This window comes from Synechococcus sp. WH 8109 (assembly GCF_000161795.2).
Classification (GTDB): Bacteria; Cyanobacteriota; Cyanobacteriia; order PCC-6307; family Cyanobiaceae; genus Parasynechococcus.
On sequence record NZ_CP006882.1, the window covers coordinates 1,797,826 to 1,817,608 of the forward strand.

18 protein-coding genes, 2 tRNA genes and 3 rRNA genes are annotated in these 19,783 nt (G+C 57.7%); 12 read left to right on the plus strand and 11 right to left on the minus strand.

Going from position 1 to position 19,783, the window contains the following annotated elements:
- Nucleotides 1-45: 45 nt before the first annotated feature.
- Entirely contained in the window at nucleotides 46-345 is a 300-nt protein-coding gene (locus tag Syncc8109_RS09730) for a hypothetical protein (RefSeq protein ID WP_025362521.1), read from the plus strand.
- Between the two features lie 47 nt (nucleotides 346-392).
- A complete protein-coding gene (locus tag Syncc8109_RS09735; protein ID WP_025362522.1) occupies nucleotides 393-623 on the plus strand; it encodes a hypothetical protein in 231 nt (76 codons plus the stop codon).
- Here the strand turns inward: Syncc8109_RS09735 and Syncc8109_RS12705 are convergent.
- Complete coding sequence (locus tag Syncc8109_RS12705; protein WP_006850165.1) at nucleotides 601-777, minus strand: hypothetical protein; 177 nt, start codon at nucleotides 775-777, stop codon at nucleotides 601-603. The two genes, Syncc8109_RS09735 and Syncc8109_RS12705, sit on opposite strands and share 23 nt — an antisense overlap.
- A 70-nt stretch (nucleotides 778-847) precedes the next feature.
- On the opposite strand from Syncc8109_RS12705, the gene abc-f reads away from it, so the two are divergent.
- The gene (gene abc-f / locus Syncc8109_RS09740) at nucleotides 848-2,572 is read left to right on the plus strand and encodes a ribosomal protection-like ABC-F family protein (RefSeq protein WP_006850380.1); all 1,725 of its coding nucleotides are present in this window, start codon (nucleotides 848-850) and stop codon (nucleotides 2,570-2,572) included.
- A gap of 114 nt (nucleotides 2,573-2,686) precedes the next feature.
- Entirely contained in the window at nucleotides 2,687-2,875 is a 189-nt protein-coding gene (locus tag Syncc8109_RS09745; protein WP_006849805.1) for a hypothetical protein, read from the plus strand.
- Nucleotides 2,876-2,885: 10 nt separating this feature from the next.
- Here Syncc8109_RS09745 and Syncc8109_RS09750 read toward each other — a convergent pair whose 3' ends face one another.
- Nucleotides 2,886-4,022, minus strand: coding sequence for a trypsin-like peptidase domain-containing protein (locus Syncc8109_RS09750; protein WP_045172997.1), 1,137 nt, complete (start codon nucleotides 4,020-4,022; stop codon nucleotides 2,886-2,888).
- 138 nt (nucleotides 4,023-4,160) lie between these two features.
- Here Syncc8109_RS09750 and Syncc8109_RS09755 point away from each other — a divergent pair, with 138 nt between their 5' ends.
- The 8 genes from Syncc8109_RS09755 (at nucleotide 4,161) to Syncc8109_RS09785 (ending at nucleotide 9,869) form a co-directional block, all read left to right on the plus strand.
- Nucleotides 4,161-4,433: a DUF2973 domain-containing protein gene (locus Syncc8109_RS09755; RefSeq protein WP_025362524.1), complete on the plus strand. Its 273-nt coding sequence runs from the start codon at nucleotides 4,161-4,163 to the stop codon at nucleotides 4,431-4,433.
- Between the two features lie 33 nt (nucleotides 4,434-4,466).
- Nucleotides 4,467-4,850, plus strand: a complete 384-nt coding sequence (locus tag Syncc8109_RS09760) for a hypothetical protein (protein WP_006851931.1) — start codon at nucleotides 4,467-4,469, stop codon at nucleotides 4,848-4,850.
- A gap of 222 nt (nucleotides 4,851-5,072) precedes the next feature.
- On the plus strand, nucleotides 5,073-7,571 hold the full coding sequence (hrpB, locus tag Syncc8109_RS09765) for an ATP-dependent helicase HrpB (RefSeq protein WP_006850051.1): 2,499 nt from the start codon (nucleotides 5,073-5,075) through the stop codon (nucleotides 7,569-7,571).
- A 101-nt stretch (nucleotides 7,572-7,672) separates the two neighbouring features.
- Nucleotides 7,673-7,813, plus strand: a complete 141-nt coding sequence (locus tag Syncc8109_RS09770; RefSeq protein ID WP_025362525.1) for a chlorophyll a/b-binding protein — start codon at nucleotides 7,673-7,675, stop codon at nucleotides 7,811-7,813.
- 111 nt (nucleotides 7,814-7,924) lie between these two features.
- Complete coding sequence (locus Syncc8109_RS12710) at nucleotides 7,925-8,101, plus strand: hypothetical protein (RefSeq protein ID WP_006850541.1); 177 nt, start codon at nucleotides 7,925-7,927, stop codon at nucleotides 8,099-8,101.
- Entirely contained in the window at nucleotides 8,091-9,254 is a 1,164-nt protein-coding gene (gene xseA, locus Syncc8109_RS09775) for an exodeoxyribonuclease VII large subunit (protein ID WP_006851142.1), read from the plus strand. Before Syncc8109_RS12710 ends, xseA begins: the two co-directional genes overlap by 11 nt.
- On the plus strand, nucleotides 9,254-9,523 hold the full coding sequence (xseB, locus tag Syncc8109_RS09780) for an exodeoxyribonuclease VII small subunit (protein ID WP_006851241.1): 270 nt from the start codon (nucleotides 9,254-9,256) through the stop codon (nucleotides 9,521-9,523). The genes xseA and xseB overlap by 1 nt, the downstream gene beginning before the upstream one ends.
- Complete coding sequence (locus Syncc8109_RS09785) at nucleotides 9,516-9,869, plus strand: DUF2834 domain-containing protein (RefSeq protein WP_006849661.1); 354 nt, start codon at nucleotides 9,516-9,518, stop codon at nucleotides 9,867-9,869. Before xseB ends, Syncc8109_RS09785 begins: the two co-directional genes overlap by 8 nt.
- On the opposite strand, the gene Syncc8109_RS09790 is transcribed toward Syncc8109_RS09785, so the two are convergent.
- The 9 genes from Syncc8109_RS09790 to Syncc8109_RS09830 all read right to left on the minus strand — a co-directional run bounded on the left by Syncc8109_RS09790 (nucleotide 9,845) and on the right by Syncc8109_RS09830 (nucleotide 19,770).
- On the minus strand, nucleotides 9,845-10,195 hold the full coding sequence (locus Syncc8109_RS09790) for a hypothetical protein (protein ID WP_025362526.1): 351 nt from the start codon (nucleotides 10,193-10,195) through the stop codon (nucleotides 9,845-9,847). The two genes, Syncc8109_RS09785 and Syncc8109_RS09790, sit on opposite strands and share 25 nt — an antisense overlap.
- A 53-nt stretch (nucleotides 10,196-10,248) precedes the next feature.
- Entirely contained in the window at nucleotides 10,249-11,181 is a 933-nt protein-coding gene (locus Syncc8109_RS09795; RefSeq protein ID WP_025362527.1) for a YihY/virulence factor BrkB family protein, read from the minus strand.
- A 130-nt stretch (nucleotides 11,182-11,311) separates the two neighbouring features.
- A 5S ribosomal RNA gene (gene rrf / locus Syncc8109_RS09800) occupies nucleotides 11,312-11,428 on the minus strand.
- A 110-nt stretch (nucleotides 11,429-11,538) separates the two neighbouring features.
- A 23S ribosomal RNA gene (locus Syncc8109_RS09805) occupies nucleotides 11,539-14,404 on the minus strand.
- A gap of 435 nt (nucleotides 14,405-14,839) precedes the next feature.
- Nucleotides 14,840-14,912: transfer RNA gene (locus Syncc8109_RS09810), tRNA-Ala, on the minus strand.
- Between the two features lie 9 nt (nucleotides 14,913-14,921).
- Nucleotides 14,922-14,995 (minus strand) — tRNA-Ile (locus Syncc8109_RS09815).
- Nucleotides 14,996-15,179: 184 nt separating this feature from the next.
- A 16S ribosomal RNA gene (locus Syncc8109_RS09820) occupies nucleotides 15,180-16,665 on the minus strand.
- The 16S, 23S and 5S rRNA genes sit together here with 2 tRNA genes alongside, the layout of an rRNA operon.
- 607 nt (nucleotides 16,666-17,272) lie before the next feature.
- Nucleotides 17,273-18,076: an inositol monophosphatase family protein gene (locus tag Syncc8109_RS09825; protein ID WP_006850629.1), complete on the minus strand. Its 804-nt coding sequence runs from the start codon at nucleotides 18,074-18,076 to the stop codon at nucleotides 17,273-17,275.
- Nucleotides 18,070-19,770 (minus strand): TolC family protein, encoded by a 1,701-nt coding sequence (locus tag Syncc8109_RS09830; RefSeq protein WP_025362528.1) that lies wholly within the window; start codon nucleotides 19,768-19,770, stop codon nucleotides 18,070-18,072. The genes Syncc8109_RS09825 and Syncc8109_RS09830 overlap by 7 nt, the downstream gene beginning before the upstream one ends.
- Between the last annotated feature and the right edge of the window lie 13 nt (nucleotides 19,771-19,783).

Sequence of the window (19,783 nt, forward strand, 5' to 3'; positions counted from 1 at the left end):
TATCCATGACTATGGTGGGGGCATTGGTCCTCCTCGGAGTACCCCATGACCCAAGCCACACCTCGCTCCCGTCGTAGTCCAGCCGGCACCCGCGCTCGGTCCCGACGCCCCCGTCGCAGCGCTGAAAACAGCGACGTGCTGGTGTCAGCAGTGATCAGCACCTACCTGCTGACCCACCTGCACCACGTGTTGCAACGGGCCGAATACGGCGCCTCCCAGGAAGGGCGCAGCACCCAGGCCGCCAACTATGCCCAACTGCGCAAGGTGCTCTGCATGGACGCCCGCAGCATGAAGGACGCCTCAGCCCTGGGGCAGCACGATGACGTCATCGAACAAGCTGCCTGACAAGGCTCTCGGTGCTGAATAGCGTTTTAGCAGTTGCTCAGATCGCGATGGCTTCCAACGCCGCATCGCTGTACGCCCGAATCAGCTGCAATCCGGAGCAGACCCAGGCCCTTTTCCGTCAGGCACTGCAGGATCCCAACGGCGCCATGGCCAGCATCTGCAGCCTGGGCGACCAGCTGGGGCTACCCGTCACGACCCAGGAAGTGCGCGACCATCTGGCCAGCCTTGACGACGACGAAAGCAAGCGCTGGCTGATCAAGGCGAGAGGCGGTCTTTGAGCGCGGAGGCTTCTGGCGTCAGAAGGGCCTGGGGCTCAGCGCGCTGACGGCGTTCGTAGCCGCCACCTCCGGCCCAACTGAAGAAGAGCATGTAACTCACAATCGCCAATCCTGCGGCCACCACGAGAGCGGCCAGCTGCTCCACTTTCAGCATGGCGACCAGCCTCCGGGAACCTTCAACAGTTTGCCGACAGGGATGATGGGGGGCATCACGCCTTCCGCCGGTGCTGCGACTCGAAAACGTCAGCAAGATCTACCCCACGGGGGAAGTGCTCCGGGCCGTGACCTGGGAGGTGAAACCTGGAGACAGGATCGGCCTGGTGGGCGTGAACGGCGCCGGCAAGTCCACCCAGATGCGTCTGATCGCCGGACACGAAGAGCCCACCAGCGGCCAGGTGGTTCGGCAGGGGGAACCCCGCATCGCTTATCTCCAGCAGGAATTCGACGTAGACCTGGAGCGCACCGTGCGCCAGGAACTATTTCAAGCCTTCGGCGAAGCGGCCGAAGTAATGAACCAGCAGAAGCAGGTGGAAGAGGCGATGGGCTCCGAACGGGCCGCGGAGGATCCCGACCATCTGGACCAGCTGATCCAAGAACTGGGAAAGCTGCAAAGCCGTTTCGAAGCACTGCATGGCTACGAACTCGATGCCCGCATCGACAAGCTCCTGCCCACGATCGGCTTCACCCCGGAGGGCGCTGAGCTGCAGGTGAAGGACTATTCCGGCGGATGGCAGATGCGGATCGCCCTGGGGAAAATCCTGCTGCAGGAACCGGATCTTCTGCTGCTCGACGAACCCACCAACCATCTGGATGTCGGAACCATCCAGTGGCTGGAGAACTACCTGCTGGAGCAGAGCGCAGCCCTTGTGGTGATCAGCCACGACCGCACCTTCCTCGACCGGGTCTGCAATCAGATCGTTTCCACCGAACGGGGGGTGTCCCGCAGCTACCTCGGCAACTACACCGCCCACCTGGAGCAGAAACAACTGGAGCGGGAGGCCACACAGGCGGCCTTCGAACGGCAGCAGAAGGAGATCGCCACGCAACAGGCCTACATCGATCGCTTCCGCGCCAGTGCCACCCGCAGCACCCAGGCCAAAAGCCGTGAGAAGCAGCTGGACAAGGTGGAACGGGTGGAGGCACCAATCGAATCAGTGGCCGGGCCAAGTTTTCAGTTCCCGCCTGCCCCGCGCTCTGGCGCCCAGGTTGCCCTGATCGACAACGTCACCCACAGCTATGGAGACAAAATCCTTTTCCTGGGGGCTGAACTGGAAGTGGAGCGGGGTGACCGAATCGCCTTCGTAGGCCCCAATGGTGCGGGTAAGTCCACCCTGCTGCGTCTGGTGATGGGGGTTGAAACCCCCGATGAAGGTAGTGCCCGGCTTGGGGAGCACAACGTGATTGCGGGGTACTTCGAACAAAACCAGGCCGAAGCCCTGGATCTGTCCAAGACCGTGATCGACACGATGTACGAAGCGGTTCCCGACTGGACCCAGACCCAGGTTCGTTCGCTGCTGGGCAGTTTCTGCTTCAGCAACGAAACGGTGTTCAAGGACGTCGGGAAGCTCAGCGGCGGAGAGAAAGCCCGTCTGGCCCTGGCCCTGATGCTGCTCACCCCCTGCAATCTGCTGGTCCTGGATGAGCCCACCAATCACCTCGACATTCCCGCCAAGCAGATGCTCGAGGACGCCTTGATGGCCTACGAGGGAGCCGCGCTGCTGGTCTCCCACGACCGCTATTTCATCTCCCGCGTCGCCAACCGCATCGTGGAACTGCGGGACGGAGAACTGGTGATGTATCGCGGCGATTACAACTACTACCTCGAGAAAAAAGAGGAAGAAAGGGCAGCTGCGAAAGAGAAAGACTTGGCTTCGGAACGGGAGGCCAAGCGGAAGGCCAACAAGGAGAAGCAGAAGGCACGCGACGCCCGCCGTAAAAAGGCGGCCTGACTGACATCAGACGACGGCAACGAAAACTTCACACAGGTTTAGGCAGGAAGACTTATTTCTCTTTACCTGCTGTTTTCATCTGCATAGGCTGACAAAACTGACCTTCCAGCCCCGATGAGCATGGTTCCCGGCCCCGGCAACAGCGAACCCGTTGGTGGTTCAACAGCCCCCGGTCCGGCCCCCCATGAGCAGACCTGGGATGCAGTGGAAACCTATTTCCAGTGCATCACCACCTGTTCGCTGGACGATGGCGACTGCATCACCCAATGCGTCGAACAACTGAGGGACGCCGACGACGCCTGAGCCAAAAGCTTCAGCCAGGGGCCAATGCCGACAAATCGACGGGCTTGACGTTGATCGAGACCCGCTCCTGAGCTCGCTGCACCTCGAGCGCAACCCAGGCACCCACACCGCGGCGTTCAATGGCACTGACCACCGCAGCTGGGCCCTCAACCGCCTGGCCATCCAAGCGAAGGATCACATCATCCACCTTGAGCCCGGCGCGGTCCGCCGGCCCTCCAGGTTGAACAGCGCGAATGACCGCACCTGGCGGCACCGGGGATGTGGGGGTGGGCCGGGGCACCGGCGACAGACGGATGCCGATCACCGGATGACGGGCCTTGCCGCTGTCCACCAGCTGCTGGGCAATGGTTCGAGCCCGATTGATCGGAATGGCAAAACCCAGACCTGCCCCAGGCCCTGATCGCACCAAGGTGTTGATGCCGATCACCTCACCGTCGGCATTGAGCAGTGGCCCGCCCGAATTACCAGGATTGATCGCCGCGTCGGTCTGAATCAGGTCAAGACGTTTGCCGGAAATTCCTAACTGAGCAACGTTGCGGTTGAGGTTGCTGATGATTCCCAGAGTCACCGTGCTCTCCAGGCCAAAGGGATTTCCCACGGCAATCGCCCAGTCGCCCACGCTGAGCCGGTCGGAATCCCCCAGATCCGCGACCGGCCAGGGCCCGGCGCCCTCCAGGCGCACCACCGCGAGATCAGTGAGGCTATCTTTGCCAACTATTCGGGCGAGCACCCTCCTGCCATCGGAGAGCTCCACGCTGAGTTGATCCGCCCCTTCCACCACATGGGCATTGGTGAGCAGCAGGCCCTTGGCATCGAAGATCACTCCACTGCCTTGGCCGCGCTGCACCCTGGAGCGCGGACCTTTGGCGCGTGGGATGCCGAAGAAGTGGCGAAACAAAGGGTCCTGCATCAGGGCCGGCGGCACACCCGCAACACTGGACTGCTTGACGGTCCGCGCCGTCTCCAAGCTGATCACTGCCGGACCACTGCGCTTCACAGCGGCAGCCACAAACGAGTCGCGACAGATCTCCGGGCGCGCCTCTGCTTGCTGAGGACCAACGATCAAGGGAAGCGACAACACGCCGGCCACCAGAACTCCCCCCGCCAGAGCAGAGGCGACAAACGAGCGGGACGAGGAGTTGACCACAGCTTCAGGGCGATCGGCTGCCTCGACGCTACGCAGAGCAGATCCAAAAACAGCCACGTTCAATTTCAAAGCTGTGACCACATGCGACCGGGGTGCCGATAGCGTGAGAATGCAGACATTCAGCTGGGTCGGAGGGTCATGCTCGGTTCGCTGTTTCCCCTCATCTACGGAGCGCTATTCGTGGCCCTGTTGTGGCAGGCCTTCCGCGTGATGAGCAAGGGTTTCCGCGCTGCCAGCGGTCCGATCAACAGCTCGCCCAACAACGCTCCGAACGACCGCACAGGCCAGGTAACCGTCCACCCAGAACTGCTGGACAGCGAGGGACGCATCACGGAAGAGGCCCTGCTGACGGTGCGCTTCGGCGGTGACGATGACGAAGCCTCGACGGCCGCGGGACCCGGCACTGAATAAATTGGGCGCTTGAAGTCGACAGGGGTCGCCTGAGTGGATCAGAGAACACGCATCGTTGCAGCAGTCATCAAAGGCCTCAAGCTGCCCCCACGGTTTCGGCTTCGGCTGATGAAAGAGGACCCCGTTCGCCTGGAATTGAGCCTGACGCCGGCCTACGGCAAGGACCCCATCACCGTGGGACTTGTGGAATCTCTGGATCTGGTGGCCCGTCGTGACCGGGAAGGCCGGATCCCCCGCGACCTTCAGGGCACCTGGGACTGGACCGTCCGCCACGGCCAGGTGAGCACCGGAGGCTGGAACCCTTATCTCAAGGAAGCCCTGCAGACCATGTTCGAGACCGGTCTCCCGGCCATCGTGTTTGAAGAACTCACAGGAGAGGAGTACCACCCCGTGGATGGGACCCGCCACGTGCGCTGATCCAGCACGGGGGTTGTGTAAAGGCGTGCGAATGAATGCAGCAATGCAACTGACAAGGGGGCTAGACCGGAATCAATCCGGCCTTTAAGAAAGTCTTCATGGCCTCCCTTGTCGTTTCCATCGGCCCGCTTGTGCGGCTGTTGGCGGCCGTCGGCGCCATCAGCAGCCTGGTGCTTTTAGGCCTGATGAATCTCATCCCGTGAATCGAGCGGCAACACCGCGTTGAGCCAGTTCCCGATCGACGCCCTGTTGAAGCAGATCTGTTCTGCGGTCCGCCCGGGGAGAACGGTTCTGCTCCAGGCACCGCCCGGGGCGGGCAAGACCACACGGGTTCCCCTGGCGCTGATCGGAGCCCTAACAGAAGGCGAGGGCGTTTTTTTTGCAGAGCATCGGAAAATCTGGATGATTGAGCCGCGGCGGCTGGCCACCAAATCGGCCGCCGCCCGTCTTGCCGAGAGCCTTGGAGAAGACATCGGCGCGCGCATCGGTTATGCCGTGCGCGGGGAACAGAAGCGATCCAAGCGCACCCAGGTGGAGGTGATCACCGACGGCCTCTTCCTGCGGCGCTTGCAGAGCGACCCCTCGCTGGATGGAGTGGGGTGCGTGATCTTCGATGAATTTCATGAGCGTGGGCGTGATACGGACCTATCCCTCGCCTTGCTGCGCGAGGCGAGGCCTCTGCTGAATCCAGATCTCGCCGTGATCTTGATGTCGGCCACGCTGGATCTATCCGATCTGAAGGAACGACTGCCCGAAGCAACGGTGCTGGAAAGCCCGGGCCGCAGTCACCCGGTGGACACCCACCACCAACCACCACGGCCGGACGAACCCCTGCCGAAGCAGGTGTTACGCGCCATCGAGCAACACGCCCTCGACCAACCGCAAGGCAGCGGTGTTCTGGTCTTCCTGCCGGGGCTGACGGAGATTGAACGCTGCATGCAAACCCTGACAGCAGCCCATTCCCTGCAGAACTGGAAGATTCAGGCGCTGCATGGCCAAATGCCCCTGCAGAAGCAGAGTTTAGCCCTGCAGCGCTGCGACCCTAACCAGGACGGCAGCATCATCCTGGCCAGCGCCATTGCCGAGAGCTCCCTCACGATTGATGGGGTGCGCCTGGTTATTGACAGCGGCCTCAGCCGTCAACTGCGTTACGACCCCAACACCCGCATGGAGGGCCTTGAGACCACCGTCTCCAGCCTGGCCAGTGCAGAGCAGCGCCGGGGCCGGGCAGGCCGGCAATGCCCGGGCCACTGCATCCGCCTCTGGTCTCCGGCAGAGCAACAGCGGCGCCCCCCCTTTCACCCCCCTGAACTGCTGTTAGCAGATCCCCAGCCCGTGCTGATGGAACTGGCCCAGTGGGGGGCTGGGCTGGGTGAAGAGCTGCCGTGGCTGGACCCTCCCCCCTCAGCAGCCATGCAGGAGGGGCAGCACGGCCTTCAACAGCTCGGTCTGCTGGAACACGACGGCCGGATCAGCGATCGGGGACGGCTGATCGGCGGCCTCGGCGTTCACCCTCGTCTCGGCATGCTGCTGGTGGAGGCCCACGAACAGGGCGTCCCCCAGCTGGGCTGTGATCTGGCGGCCATCCTCAGCGAACGGGATCCCTTCGATCGCCGCCAGGTCGGCAGCGATCTCGAAGCTCGTCTCAACAGCATCCAGCGCCATTCATCCCTACGAACGCTCAGTCAGCAACTTCACCGCCAGCTGAAGCGACTGGGTACCTCACCCCAGAAGCGAGACGCTTCCGTCAATGCTGGCGATCTGATCCTGGCGGCCTTTCCGGAATGGCTGGCTCAACAGCGTCCAGGCCAGGTCGGTCGCTATCGGCTGCGTCAGGGCCGCGGAGCCACCCTGCTGCCCTGGGATCCGCTCCAGGGCAGTCCAGCCCTGGCCGTCGCCAGGGTCGACATGGGCGGCCGTGACACGCGGATCCAGATGGCGGTGGCCCTCAGCCAGGGCACCCTGGAAAGCATCGCTGAGCGGGACGGCTACTGGCAGGACGAGGCCCGCTGGGATCCCGAACGCCAGCGGGTCCGTGCCGAACGCCAGCTCAAACTGGGGGCATTGGTGGTGCACCGAACGCCACAACCTTCGCCAGCCGCAGCGCTGTGCCGCACCCTGCTGATCGAGCAGCTGAAGAAGAATGGCAGTCTTGATGTCCTGCCCTGGACGGACAGCAGCGATCAGCTGCGCCAACGGCTGGCATGGATGCACCAACAGGTGGGCGTCCCCTGGCCTGATCGCGATCTGACAACCCTGCTGGAGCAGGCTGACACCTGGCTTGGTCCAAGCCTGGAAGGCTGTCTGGGCTGGAGCGACATCAGCGCGACAGCCTTAGAAGAAGCACTCTGGGGCGATCTGGACTGGAGCTTCAGGCAACAGCTGGATGACCTGCTGCCGCGCCGCATCCCAATCCCCTCCGGCCGGCAAGCCGCGCTGCTTTACACCGCCGACGAGGCGATCCTCGCCGTGAAATTGCAGGAGATGTTCGGATCTGACGACGGCCCCCGCGTGCTGAACGGCCGTATCCCCGTCACGCTGGAGCTGCTCTCACCAGCCGGACGCCCCCTGCAACGCACCCGCGCCCTCAAAGGCTTCTGGGAAGGCAGCTACCAGGAGGTGCGCCGGGAAATGCGAGGGCGCTACCCCAAGCACCCCTGGCCCGAAGACCCTCGACAGGCGCTGCCGACGTCCCGGACCAAGCGCCGGTCGGACGGATGACAACCTTGAAAAACAGGCAAAAGCCCAATTGAGTAGCCCTTAGCACATGCAACAAAACTCCAACCTTTGTTACATTGGTCCACATCCAAACGATTCAACCCATGTCCGACAATGCACGCTTCGGCTTCGTCAACTTCGCTGAGACCTGGAACGGTCGTCTGGCCATGATGGGCTTTGTGATCGGCCTCGGCACCGAGCTCCTGACCGGCCAAGGCATCCTGACTCAGATCGGCCTCGGCTGATTCCGATTCGCGGATTCATAGACCCCCCCGACCTGTCGGGGGGTTTTTTGTTGTCTCTCCACCAGCCTCCGCTGATGCAGCACAGTGGGAAGAATTCCGCCGAGGCTGTCGTTGGCACCGCTTTACGTTCAGAACAGACGTGATGGATCAAGGCTGCTCAGCAGCGCCTTGGTGATCTGCACAATTGGTGCCACCCAAATCCACCAGCACTGGGGCGTTCTGCTGACCACCATCTCGGCCGTTGTCTGCGTTTACTGGGGTTACGCCTACAGCCGCCTTGAGCGTTGATCGTCTTCCGACCTACTCCGTTGCTGAGCTGAACACAGCCATCGGAAGCCTGCTGGAACGCGGCTTTGCGCCGCGTTTTTTGCTGGAAGCAACGGTCTCACGCCCTCAACTCAAGAAGGGTCACCTCTGGCTCACGCTCACCGATGGCTCCGCCAGTATTTCCAGTGTGGTGTGGGCTTCAAAACTGGCGCAGTTGAGCTACCAGCCCAAGGACGGGGACGGCGTCACCGTTGTGGGCAAGCTCAATTTCTGGGCAGCGCGAGCCAGCCTTACGGTTCAGGCGCTGGACATCCGCCCCAGCCTCAGCACGGTGCTCCGTGACTTTGAACGGGTGCGTCAGCTGCTGGAACAGGAAGAGGTGATCGACCCCAGGCGTCGGAGGCCGCTTCCGAGCCAACCCTCCTCCATCGCAGTGCTCACTAGCGTGCCCAGCTCCGCCCTGGCCGACATGCTCCGTACCGCGGCGGAACGCTGGCCCCTGACCCAACTGATCGTGGTGCCGATTCCTGTGCAGGGGTCCGTGGCTCCGACGATTATCAGCACCCTGGAAAGCTTGGCTGAACGCTCCACCGAGCTGGGACTTCAAGCTTTGGTGCTCGCCCGCGGCGGTGGCAGCCGAGAAGACTTAGCAGTGTTCGACAACGAGGTCCTTTGCCGCCTCCTGGCGCACTACCCCATACCGGTCGTGACAGGCCTGGGGCATGAGGACGATCTCACCGTCGCCGATCTGGTGGCAGACCATCGCGCAGCCACGCCAACGGCGGCGATTGTGGCACTGCTGCCCGACCGCGAGGCGGAACACCAGGGACTTGTGCAACGGCAAAGCCGATTGAAAGAGGCACTGCTAGGGAGGATTCATCGCGAGCGTCAGCGGCTCCAGGATCGGGCCATTGCGCTGCAGCAACAGTCTCCACTGGAGAAGATCAGGCGCTTTCGCCAGGAGCTGGCCCAAAAGCACCAATTGCTCAAGGCACTTTCGCCGGAACGCTGGCTGAAACGCGGCTTGGCCCTGATTAGCAACGAAGCCGGCGAGTCCATCTCAAGCCTGGAATCCGTCAAGATCGGTGATCAGCTCAACATTCGAGTGAGCGACGGAAACCTTGAGGCCCGGGTCGATCAGATCCAGCGCAGTGACCCCAACACCACCTCCTGATGAGCAAGCGCCAAGTCAACAAAGTGCACCGTGATCGCATCGAAGTGTGGCGAAAGGATGCCGAAAGCCTGAGCTACGAAGAAGCCATGCAGGCTCTGGATCTGCTGCTTGCTGAGCTGCAGAACGACAATGTTCCCTTGGCGGACTTGCAGCAAAAAGTTCTCCACGGCGAGGTTTATCTGAGCCGTTGCCAGAACCTGCTCGACAGCGTCGAACAATCAATTATCGAACTCGATCCCACAACCCTTAAAGCCACGAACAATGCGTAAAGCCCTGCCTTGGATCTATCTGCTTCTGGCTGTGTTGGGAGCGATCCTGCCCTGGAAAGCCAACCTGGAGTTCATCGCTGAAGGAGGTGGACAGGCCTTTGATTTGGCGCGATTTATCGCCGACGCCAGCACCACAGCCGCCTCACGCTCCTTGAGCGCTGACCTGCTGGTGGGAGCCAGTGCCGTCACACTATGGATCTGCGTGGAAGGCCCACGTCAGAAGATCAAAGGCTGGTGGCTGGCCATCCCCTTAAGTTTTGGCGTGGCCTTTGCCTGTGCTGCTCCGTTTTTCTTGTTCCTGCGGGAACGACAGCTGCAGGCTCAAGAATCGGAATCCACGTCCTGAGCGACCACGTCAATGGTGAGATCGCTGGCGGGAGTAGATGGGGCTGCTGCACTGGCAGGATTTTCACCTGCACTGGGATAGGGCGTTCCACAGACCGCACAGACTCCAGCCCCCTTCAGTCCGGTGGCACCGCAAGCGGTACAGCTGATCATCCTGGACTGCAAAAGTTTCCAACCAATCCAGCCAAGCCCCGAGAGGATCAAAGGAAGCGCCAAAAGAGCCAGCAGCACACCACCGGCGAGATCAAGCAAGAGACGACCGGCAGCGGTTGGCACAAGCAGCAGCAAAACAACTGCAATCCACAACACTGCTGGTGGTCGATTCATTGGCTTCAACGGAGAAGGTCCGTTGAATTAGCTTCGCAGAATTGAATCAAAGTTCAAGACGTCACACTGTTCGGTTCTCCGAGCCGAGGCTTGGCAAGACGAACTGCAACCAATTCCACACTTAAACACTGTCCAAAATAAAGAATTACACCCACCAACCAAACCCAAAGCGTCAAGACCAAAACACTACCAATTACGCCATAGGCCTGATAGCGATTACCCAGAGAAACAATACTCAAACTCAGAATTTTGTTGAGAAAAGCCAGACCAAATCCAATCAACAACGAGCCTGGAATGAGAGGAATCGAAGGAACACGACGACTGGGCAACACCACCTGAAGCAGCCAGGCCATCAAGGACAAGATCAAGGCGGGGACAATTATCCGCCCGAGGGGAAGAATGGGACTTGAGCGCACAAATCCCATTAAGCCTGGAATAACTCCATCCAAGACACCAAGAATCTCTTCTGGAAGCTGCCCGACACTAAGCACTAACTGTTGAAAAATAATCAAAACAGATATTGCAAAAACCGTCAGAAAAGCCTCAACACGCGTTCGACAAAACTGCACAACTTGTTGCCACCAAGACAAACCAATTGATGACTCCGGCAGAATCTCGGACCACAGCCGATCAGCTCCACGCTGGAGCGTCAAGTAAGCGTTACTAGCCGTGAGAAGTAAAACAACAACACCGAGGATTCCAGCCCCGAAGCCTTGATCGACCAAGCCACGCAAAGTTGAATCAACCAGGCTGGTTGCTGATGGCGGTAAGACCTGCGTCACGGATGCCAACACATTATCGAGACTATCCGTTCTACCAAACACCCGTGCAGCGACAGACAACGCAATCAGAAGAAGCGGGAAGAACGACTGAAGAACGAAATACGCAAAAGCGGCACTTAAATCCACACATTCAGCGTTATTCCAACGCTGACATGCCTGCCAGATTTGCCCACTTAAACGTCGAGCAATTGAACGTCTCGGCACAGATGAGCGCAAAAGACCACTAAAACCTTACAACAAAAAAGCCACCTCATGATGAGGTGGCTTCTTCGCGGGTGGCGATGGTGATTGCTTCAGCAATCAGCACATCATCAACCTATTCAGAGAATGTTTTACCTGGCATCGAGCTATTTTCTCAGGGGGCTACCCCCCAAATATCGTCGCCGCTGATGCGTTTCACAACCGAGTTCGGGATGGATCGGAGTGGGACCACACCGCCATGGACACCAGGATAGATAAACATTCTCAAGGGGTGAACCCTGAGAACTGCATAGGATCTGCAGCTAACGCTGCACGTCTGAATCAAACAAAGAAATTAGTCTTCAGGCAAGAACCAAAATGTTGGTCAAGCCCTCGGTCTATTAGTACTCCTCCGCTGCATCCATTACTGGACTTCCACGTAGAGCCTATCAACGGGTGTTCTTCCCGTGACCTTACTGGGTTACCCCATGGGAACACTCATCTTGAGGTGGGCTTCCCACTTAGATGCTTTCAGCGGTTATCCACTCCGCACATGGCTACCCAGCGTTTACCGTTGGCACGATAACTGGTACACCAGAGGTGCGTTCCTCCCGGTCCTCTCGTACTAGGGAGAAATCCTCTCAATGTTCCTGCGCGTACACCGGATATGGACCGAACTGTCTCACGACGTTCTGAACCCAGCTCGCGTACCGCTTTAATGGGCGAACAGCCCAACCCTTGGGACCGACTTCAGCCCCAGGTTGCGATGAGCCGACATCGAGGTGCCAAACCTCCCCGTCGATGTGAACTCTTGGGGGAGATCAGCCTGTTATCCCTAGAGTAACTTTTATCCGTTGAGCGACGGCCCTTCCACTCAGAACCGTCGGATCACTAAAACCGACTTTCGTCCCTGTTCGACTTGTAGGTCTCACAGTCAAGCTTCCTTCTGCTTTTGCACTCGTCAGCTGATTTCCAACCAGCCTGAGGAAACCTTTGTGCGCCTCCGTTACCTTTTAGGAGGCGACCGCCCCAGTCAAACTGCCCACCTGATACTGTCCGCTCCCCGGATAACGGGTGAACGTTAGAACCCTAGCTCTGAAAGAGTGGTATCTCACCAGTGACTAACTCATACCCGCAAGCATGAGATCAACGTCTCCCACCTATCCTGCGCATTCAGAGCCCGGGCACAATACCAAGCTACAGTAAAGCTTCATAGGGTCTTTCTGTCCAGGTGTACGTAGTCCGCATCTTCACAGACAATTCTATTTCGCCGAGCCTCTCTCCGAGACAGCGCCCTGATCGTTACGCCTTTCGTGCGGGTCGGAACTTACCCGACAAGGAATTTCGCTACCTTAGGACCGTTATAGTTACGGCCGCCGTTCACCGGGGCTTCAGTCGCCAGCTTCGCTTACGCTGACCGGCTTCCTTAACCTTCCGGCACTGGGCAGGCGTCAGCCCCCATACATCGTCTTGCGACTTAGCGGAGACCTGTGTTTTTGGTAAACAGTCGCCAGGGCCTCTTCACTGCGACCACCTTGCGGTGGCACCCCTTCTCCCGAAGTTACGGGGCCATTTTGCCGAGTTCCTTAGAGAGAGTTACCTCGCGCACCTCGGTATTCTCTACCACCCCACCTGTGTCGGTTTCGGGTACTGGCAGTCATGCTTAACGGGTATAGAGCTTTCTTGGAAGCTTGACGTCACCAACTTCGCTGCCGTAGCAGCTCGTACTCACGCCTCAGCTCGGAACGTTTTCACCGCTCCTCAACGCCTCGAACGCTTGAACCAGTAACCAACATCTGGCTTGGCTAGCCTTCTCCGTCCCTCTTCCCAAAACATGACCGGTACAGGAATGTTGACCTGTTATCCATCGACTACGCCTTTCGGCCTCGCCTTAGGTCCAGACTAACCCTCCGCGGACGAGCCTGCCGGAGGAACCCTTAGGGTTTCGGTGCATGGGATTCTCACCCATGTTTTCGCTACTCAAGCCGACATTCTCACTTCTATGCAGTCCACGCCCGCTCACGCTAACGCTTCGCCCCACATAGAACGCTCCCCTACCATAAAAATCCGCAGCTTCGGTACAACACTTAGCCCCGTTCATTTTCGGCGCAGGATCGCTCGACCAGTGAGCTATTACGCACTCCTTTGAGGATGGCTGCTTCTAGGCAAACCTCCTGGTTGTCTATGCAATCCCACCTCCTTTATCACTTAGTGTTGATTTGGGGACCTTAGCTGGCGGTCTGGGCTGTTTCCCTCTCGACCATGGAGCTTATCCCCCACAGTCTGACTGCCTCGCTACACACAGGGTATTCAGAGTTCATCTCGATTTGGTACCGCTCTCGCAGCCCGCACCGAAATGGTGGCTTTACCCCCCTGCTGGAGCACGAGACGCTACGCCTCAACGTATTTCGGGGAGAACCAGCTAGCTCCGGGTTCGATTGGCATTTCACCCCTAACCACAGCTCATCCGCTGACTTTTCAACGTCAGTCGGTTCGGACCTCCACTTGGTATCACCCAAGCTTCATCCTGGCCATGGTTAGATCACCCGGGTTCGGGTCTATAAACACTGACAAACGCCCTATTCAGACTCGCTTTCGCTATGGCTCCACCATTTCCGGTTTAACCCGCCAGTGCCTATAAGTCGCCGGCTCATTCTTCAACAGGCACACGGTCACCCTATAAGTAGGGCTCCCATTGCTTGTAGGCTCACGGTTTCATGTTCTATTTCACTCCCCTCCCGGGGTTCTTTTCACCTTTCCCTCGCGGTACTGTTTCGCTATCGGTCACACAGTAGTACTTAGCCTTACGAGGTGGTCCTCGCGGATTCACACGGAATTTCACGTGCTCCGTGCTACTCGGGATACAGCTAGCTCAGTTCAGTTTTCGGTTACGGGGCTTTCACCCTCTGTGGCGTGCCATTCAAGCACTTCTCCTAACATTCCTGATACACGTTGCTGTCCCACAACCCCGATACTCGAAAGTATCGGTTTAGGCTCTTCCCCGTTCGCTCGCCGCTACTTAGGGAGTCGTTTTTACTTTCCTTTCCTCCAGCTACTAAGATGTTTCAGTTCGCTGGGTTGGCTCGTGCCAGCCTATGGATTCAGCTGGCCGTATTAAGGGTTGCCCCATTCGGAAATTCTCGGATCAAAGCGTGCTTCCAGCTCCCCGAGACTTATCGCAGGTAACCACGTCCTTCATCGCCTCTGTGTGCCAAGGTATCCGCCGTGAGCCCTTTGTAGCTTGACCAATTAACCTCCTGAACGCTTACCGCCGTTGAAAGCAGATTCTCAAGTTTTTATTGCTAAAAACAAGATCAAACTCTGATTCGCTCGACACGAATCAAAGAACATTCAAGAGTCTCGGCTCTTGCTCAAAAGAATTTTCATTGTTCTAGATCCAATCTCCCTTTCAGAAGATCAGATTCAAAACAATGCATCTGTAAGATGCTTTGTTTTTTCCAGACTCACCTATGCAGTTGTCAAGGTTCTGCTAGAACTTCAAATCAAATCATCAATTTCTTGATTATTTGATCCGAGCCCAGCATCTTATCAACCAAATTCAAGGCTTTAACCTAAAACTTGGAATGACAGGAAGCTGGGGTCATCCAGCGGACACATCTAAATCACACTCCAATCGAGCTCAACTCCAAAAGAATTGGAGATGGGAATCAAGTTCGGTCAGTGGAGGTTAGGAGACTCGAACTCCTGACATCCTGCTTGCAAAGCAGGCGCTCTACCAACTGAGCTAAACCCCCAACACCGAATGGGCCATCCTGGACTTGAACCAGGGACCTCACCCTTATCAGGGGTGCGCTCTAACCACCTGAGCTAATGGCCCAGGAGTCTCATCCCTTTTGGGGTGTGACCTAGACAAAGTTTAGGAACTGAAAATCTCCATTAAGCAATCAACATTTCTGCTGATTCTTAACTTCAAAGCTGAGGTACCGATCGACCTAAGGTGACAGGATTTCGGCCTAAGAATAAAAACACTCAGGCATCAAAATCATTGTGTTGTCTCCCTGTTAGGAGGTGATCCATCCGCACCTTCCGGTACGGATACCTTGTTACGACTTCACCCCAGTCATCAGCCCCACCTTCGACGTCCTCCTCCACAAGGGTTGGAGTAACGGCTTCGGGCGTGGCCAACTTCCATGGTGTGACGGGCGGTGTGTACAAGGCCCGGGAACGTATTCACCGCAGTATGCTGACCTGCGATTACTAGCGATTCCGCCTTCACGTAGGCGAGTTGCAGCCTACGATCTGAACTGAGCCACGGTTTATGGGATTTGCTTGTCCTCGCGAACTTGCAGCCCTTTGTCCGTAGCATTGTAGTACGTGTGTAGCCCAGGATGTAAGGGGCATGATGACTTGACGTCATCCACACCTTCCTCCGGTTTATCACCGGCAGTCTCTCTAGAGTGCCCAACTAAATGCTGGCAACTAAAGACGTGGGTTGCGCTCGTTGCGGGACTTAACCCAACATCTCACGACACGAGCTGACGACAGCCATGCACCACCTGTCACTGCGTTCCCGAAGGCACTCTCCTGTTTCCAAGAGATTCGCAGGATGTCAAACCCTGGTAAGGTTCTTCGCGTTGCATCGAATTAAACCACATACTCCACCGCTTGTGCGGGCCCCCGTCAATTCCTTTGAGTTTCACACTTGCGTGCGTACTCCCCAGGCGGAACACTTAACGCGTTGGCTACGACACCGAGGGGGTCGATTCCCCCGACACCTAGTGTTCATCGTTTACGGCCAGGACTACAGGGGTATCTAATCCCTTTCGCTCCCCTGGCTTTCGTCCATGAGCGTCAGTGATGGCCCAGCAGAGCGCCTTCGCCACTGGTGTTCTTCCCGATATCTACGCATTTCACCGCTACACCGGGAATTCCCTCTGCCCCTACCACACTCAAGCCCAACAGTTTCCACTGCCATGATGGAGTTAAGCTCCACTTTTTAACAGCAGACTTGAAGGGCCGCCTGCGGACGCTTTACGCCCAATAATTCCGGATAACGCTTGCCACTCCCGTATTACCGCGGCTGCTGGCACGGAATTAGCCGTGGCTTATTCATCAAGTACCGTCAGATCTTCTTCCTTGATAAAAGAGGTTTACAGCCCAGAGGCCTTCATCCCTCACGCGGCGTTGCTCCGTCAGGCTTTCGCCCATTGCGGAAAATTCCCCACTGCTGCCTCCCGTAGGAGTCTGGGCCGTGTCTCAGTCCCAGTGTGGCTGATCATCCTCTCAGACCAGCTACTGATCGATGCCTTGGTGAGCCATTACCTACACCAACTAGCTAATCAGACGCGAGCTCATCCTCAGGCGAAATTCATTTCACCTCGCGGCATATGGGGTATTAGCAGCCGTTTCCAGCTGTTGTCCCCCTCCTGAGGGCAGATTCTCACGCGTTACTCACCCGTCCGCCACTAACCCGAAGGTTCGTTCGACTTGCATGTGTTAAGCACGCCGCCAGCGTTCATCCTGAGCCAGGATCAAACTCTCCGTTGTAGATCATTTCCTCTTAGAAACTTTCGCTTCCTCAAAATGATTTGCGTCACCCATCGCTCAGTGAAAACTGGCAACAGTTGAGGCCTCCTTTCGCTGACACAAAAGGGTTCTTAAGAGTGCATCTCTAGATTTCTCTGTCAATGACTTTCCGGGATCTCAGATCCGGTTGTTGCTCCACAATTCGCACACCGACAACAAGAGAGTTCGTGAAAACTCTCCCGTTGCAGCGAATTGCTTCAGCGCAACGAAATTTTTTGACGGGACCTCACACCTTCATCGCTCTTTCATTCAGCTCCTCACCTCACCTCTCGGTTCGGCTCAGAACTAAACGCGATGAAAGCGTCAGTTCCTAAACTTTTCAATTGTCCAGGTGCGACCAAACTTTTCCTCACTCCCTCTCAGGAGATCGGTTGGTTGGTCAGCGCGGCCTCTCGCGACCGCTTGAAGAACTTACAACACCGTGGGATCGCTCCCTCTTGGTCTCGTAAGTCGCCTCAGACACATCAAGACTTTCGCCTCAAGCGCTTCGGCTTGCGCAACAGCCTCTCGGCTCCCGCGCAAGACAAAACCATAACACCACATCCCCCGCTGTCGCAACAGAGACTCTTCAGGGCTGAACCAGAGCTTCTCCCCAGGGGAGAAAACGCGCTAGGTGAGCCCATGAACCGGCCGCCAACATGGGGAAGCCGAGCTCGGAAACGTCTTCTCCTGGAGTGAGTCGGGCAGGATCCGCATCCAACCAGCGAATCGGACAACCCAGTTCGTCCAGCACCAACCAAGCTGCCGCCAGATCCCATAACTTGGGCGTGGCTTCAAGTGAGGCGATGGTCTGTCCCATCGCAACACTCACCAAATTGAGGCTGGCGACACCAAGCAAACGGATCTTCCCTGGAAAACGCTGATCCGGTTTGCGCTGCAGCACGCGAATGGAGCGACTGCAAAGAGAGACGCATGCACTTGTGGCCAGGACTCGAGTCTCCGAGGTCAAAGGCTGATTGTTTCGAGTGGCACCCCGACCACGCAAAGCGACAAAGCGTTGGTTCAGAGCTGGCACATCCAGGAAAACCTCACTGGGACGGCCGTCGACAAAGCGAGCCACGGAAATCGCCCAATAGGGAATGCCCGCAGCAAAATTGGTGGTCCCGTCCAAAGGATCCACAACCCAGTAGGCCCGCGTTTTCGGAACTGTTTTCGAACCTTCCTCACTAAGGACACCTTCACCAGGGGCGATGCTGGCCAGACCCTCCACCAGAGAGGCATCACTCCAGCGATCGCAGTCCGTAATTAGGGAGCCATCGGGCTTTACGTCAGAGCCGATCTGACCAAAGTCCTGCAACTGACGAGCACGGATGCGATCCAGCAACAGATGGACTGCGCCCAGTTGATCGTCACTCAGCACCGACGTCACCACAGAGGCTGAAGAGGGCTGGGATCAATTTGATTCACCGACGAACCTGCAGTGGCCACCGGTGGGCACGCAGTCTTAAGCGGCGTGGGCTCAATCGGTATCGATGGTTGATCAAGTTCCGGCTTTGTGGCCGATAACGAAACCGCATTGCAGGCCAGCAAGGCATCAAGACCTGTGCGGCGTTGTAGCTGCGCCAAATTGGTGTTGTAGTCACTGACGGCGCTGGCATATTTCAGCTCAGCCTGGGTGAGATCACGCTGGGTGTTAACCACTTCCCTCTGCACGCCAACGCCGGCCTGAACCCGCAGCTGAGATAAACGCAGGGATTCGCGTGATGCAAGGACCTCAGCAGCTGTGGTGTCGATGCCCTGAATAGCTGCTCGCAAGCCGAAAAAGCTTTGCTCCACCTCAAAACGGATCTGGTTACGCAGATTGGCGAAATCGAAGCGGATCTGCTGAGCAACCTGCTTGGAACGCTGGTATTCAGCACGAGCTCGACCACCGTCAAACAAGCGCCAACTTGCCGTCAGAGCCGTGCTGTTCTGAAACCCATTGGTGAAATCGCCCATGTCGATCTCGCTCAACGATGCCTTGGCGGATTGACCTTCCGATCGGTACGCCGTGGTGGAGTTCACAAAGCTAAGAACAGGCTGAACAGCAGCCAAAGATGCATTCGCTTGGCTGTTGTTAATGGAGATATCGAGAATCAGTTGATCAAGTTCTTCTCGGTACTTATAGGCAGCAACGATGCTTTCCTGCAGGGAGGAATCCCAGAGGCCCATGGGTCGCGAGGGCGTCGCGGCGGTCGGAGTGACGTCTTGAGGAAGGTCAAGCACCCTGGCTAGGAGGTGTCGCTGCTCGTCCCGAAGACGAAGATTGGATGTCAAAAGGTTGCGGTCACGAGCGAGTTGGGTCTCCGCTTCCAGGACGTCCAACTTGGTGTTCACGCCTGCGTTGAAGCGCGCCCGCGCATCGCGGTAGCTGACCAACGATGCTTTGACAGAGTCTTGGCCAATGCGCACCCCCTCATCGGCTTTCTGGAGAGCGAAGTAGGCCGTCTGCGCCTGCAAACGGAGGTCCCTAAGAGCAATCAAGTAGGAGTCACCGGCTCGCTCATAACGATCCCGAGCCGCAGCAATTTGCGGAACTCTTGCGGGATTAATCAAATCCCACCTCACACTTAAGGCACCATTGACTGTCCAAATACGGGCATATGTGTCAGATCCAAAATCTGGATTTCGGTTGGTGTAGGACTGGAAATACTCGGGGAGACCACTGGCCGAAAGGTCGACGGTGGGGTACCAGGCCGCAATGGCTGCACGTAACGAAGACTTGGCCTGATCAACCTGACTGGCAGCAGCTTTGAGCTTGGGGCTGTTGAATTCGGCCAGCTGAATTGCTTCCTCCAGAGTTATGGGGCGCAGCTGATGGGTGCGCACCTGGGATGGCGCATCGGGGAGAGCCAAGGGTGGAGAAGCAACCAGATTTTCAAGGGACGGCGGCAAAGCATTCACTGCTGGAGCCATCACAGAAGGATCAGACTTGGGACGAGCACCCTTGACATCGATCGCATCCCGGAGATTTGCCTGGTCAATCAATGCCGACTCAGCTCGTGAAGCGTCTTGACTGAGCGCAGATGGGACACCGGAAGAGACAACGCCCGCTACGAGACAAAAACCCGCGGAAAACCGGCGCACAGCAAATAAAAAT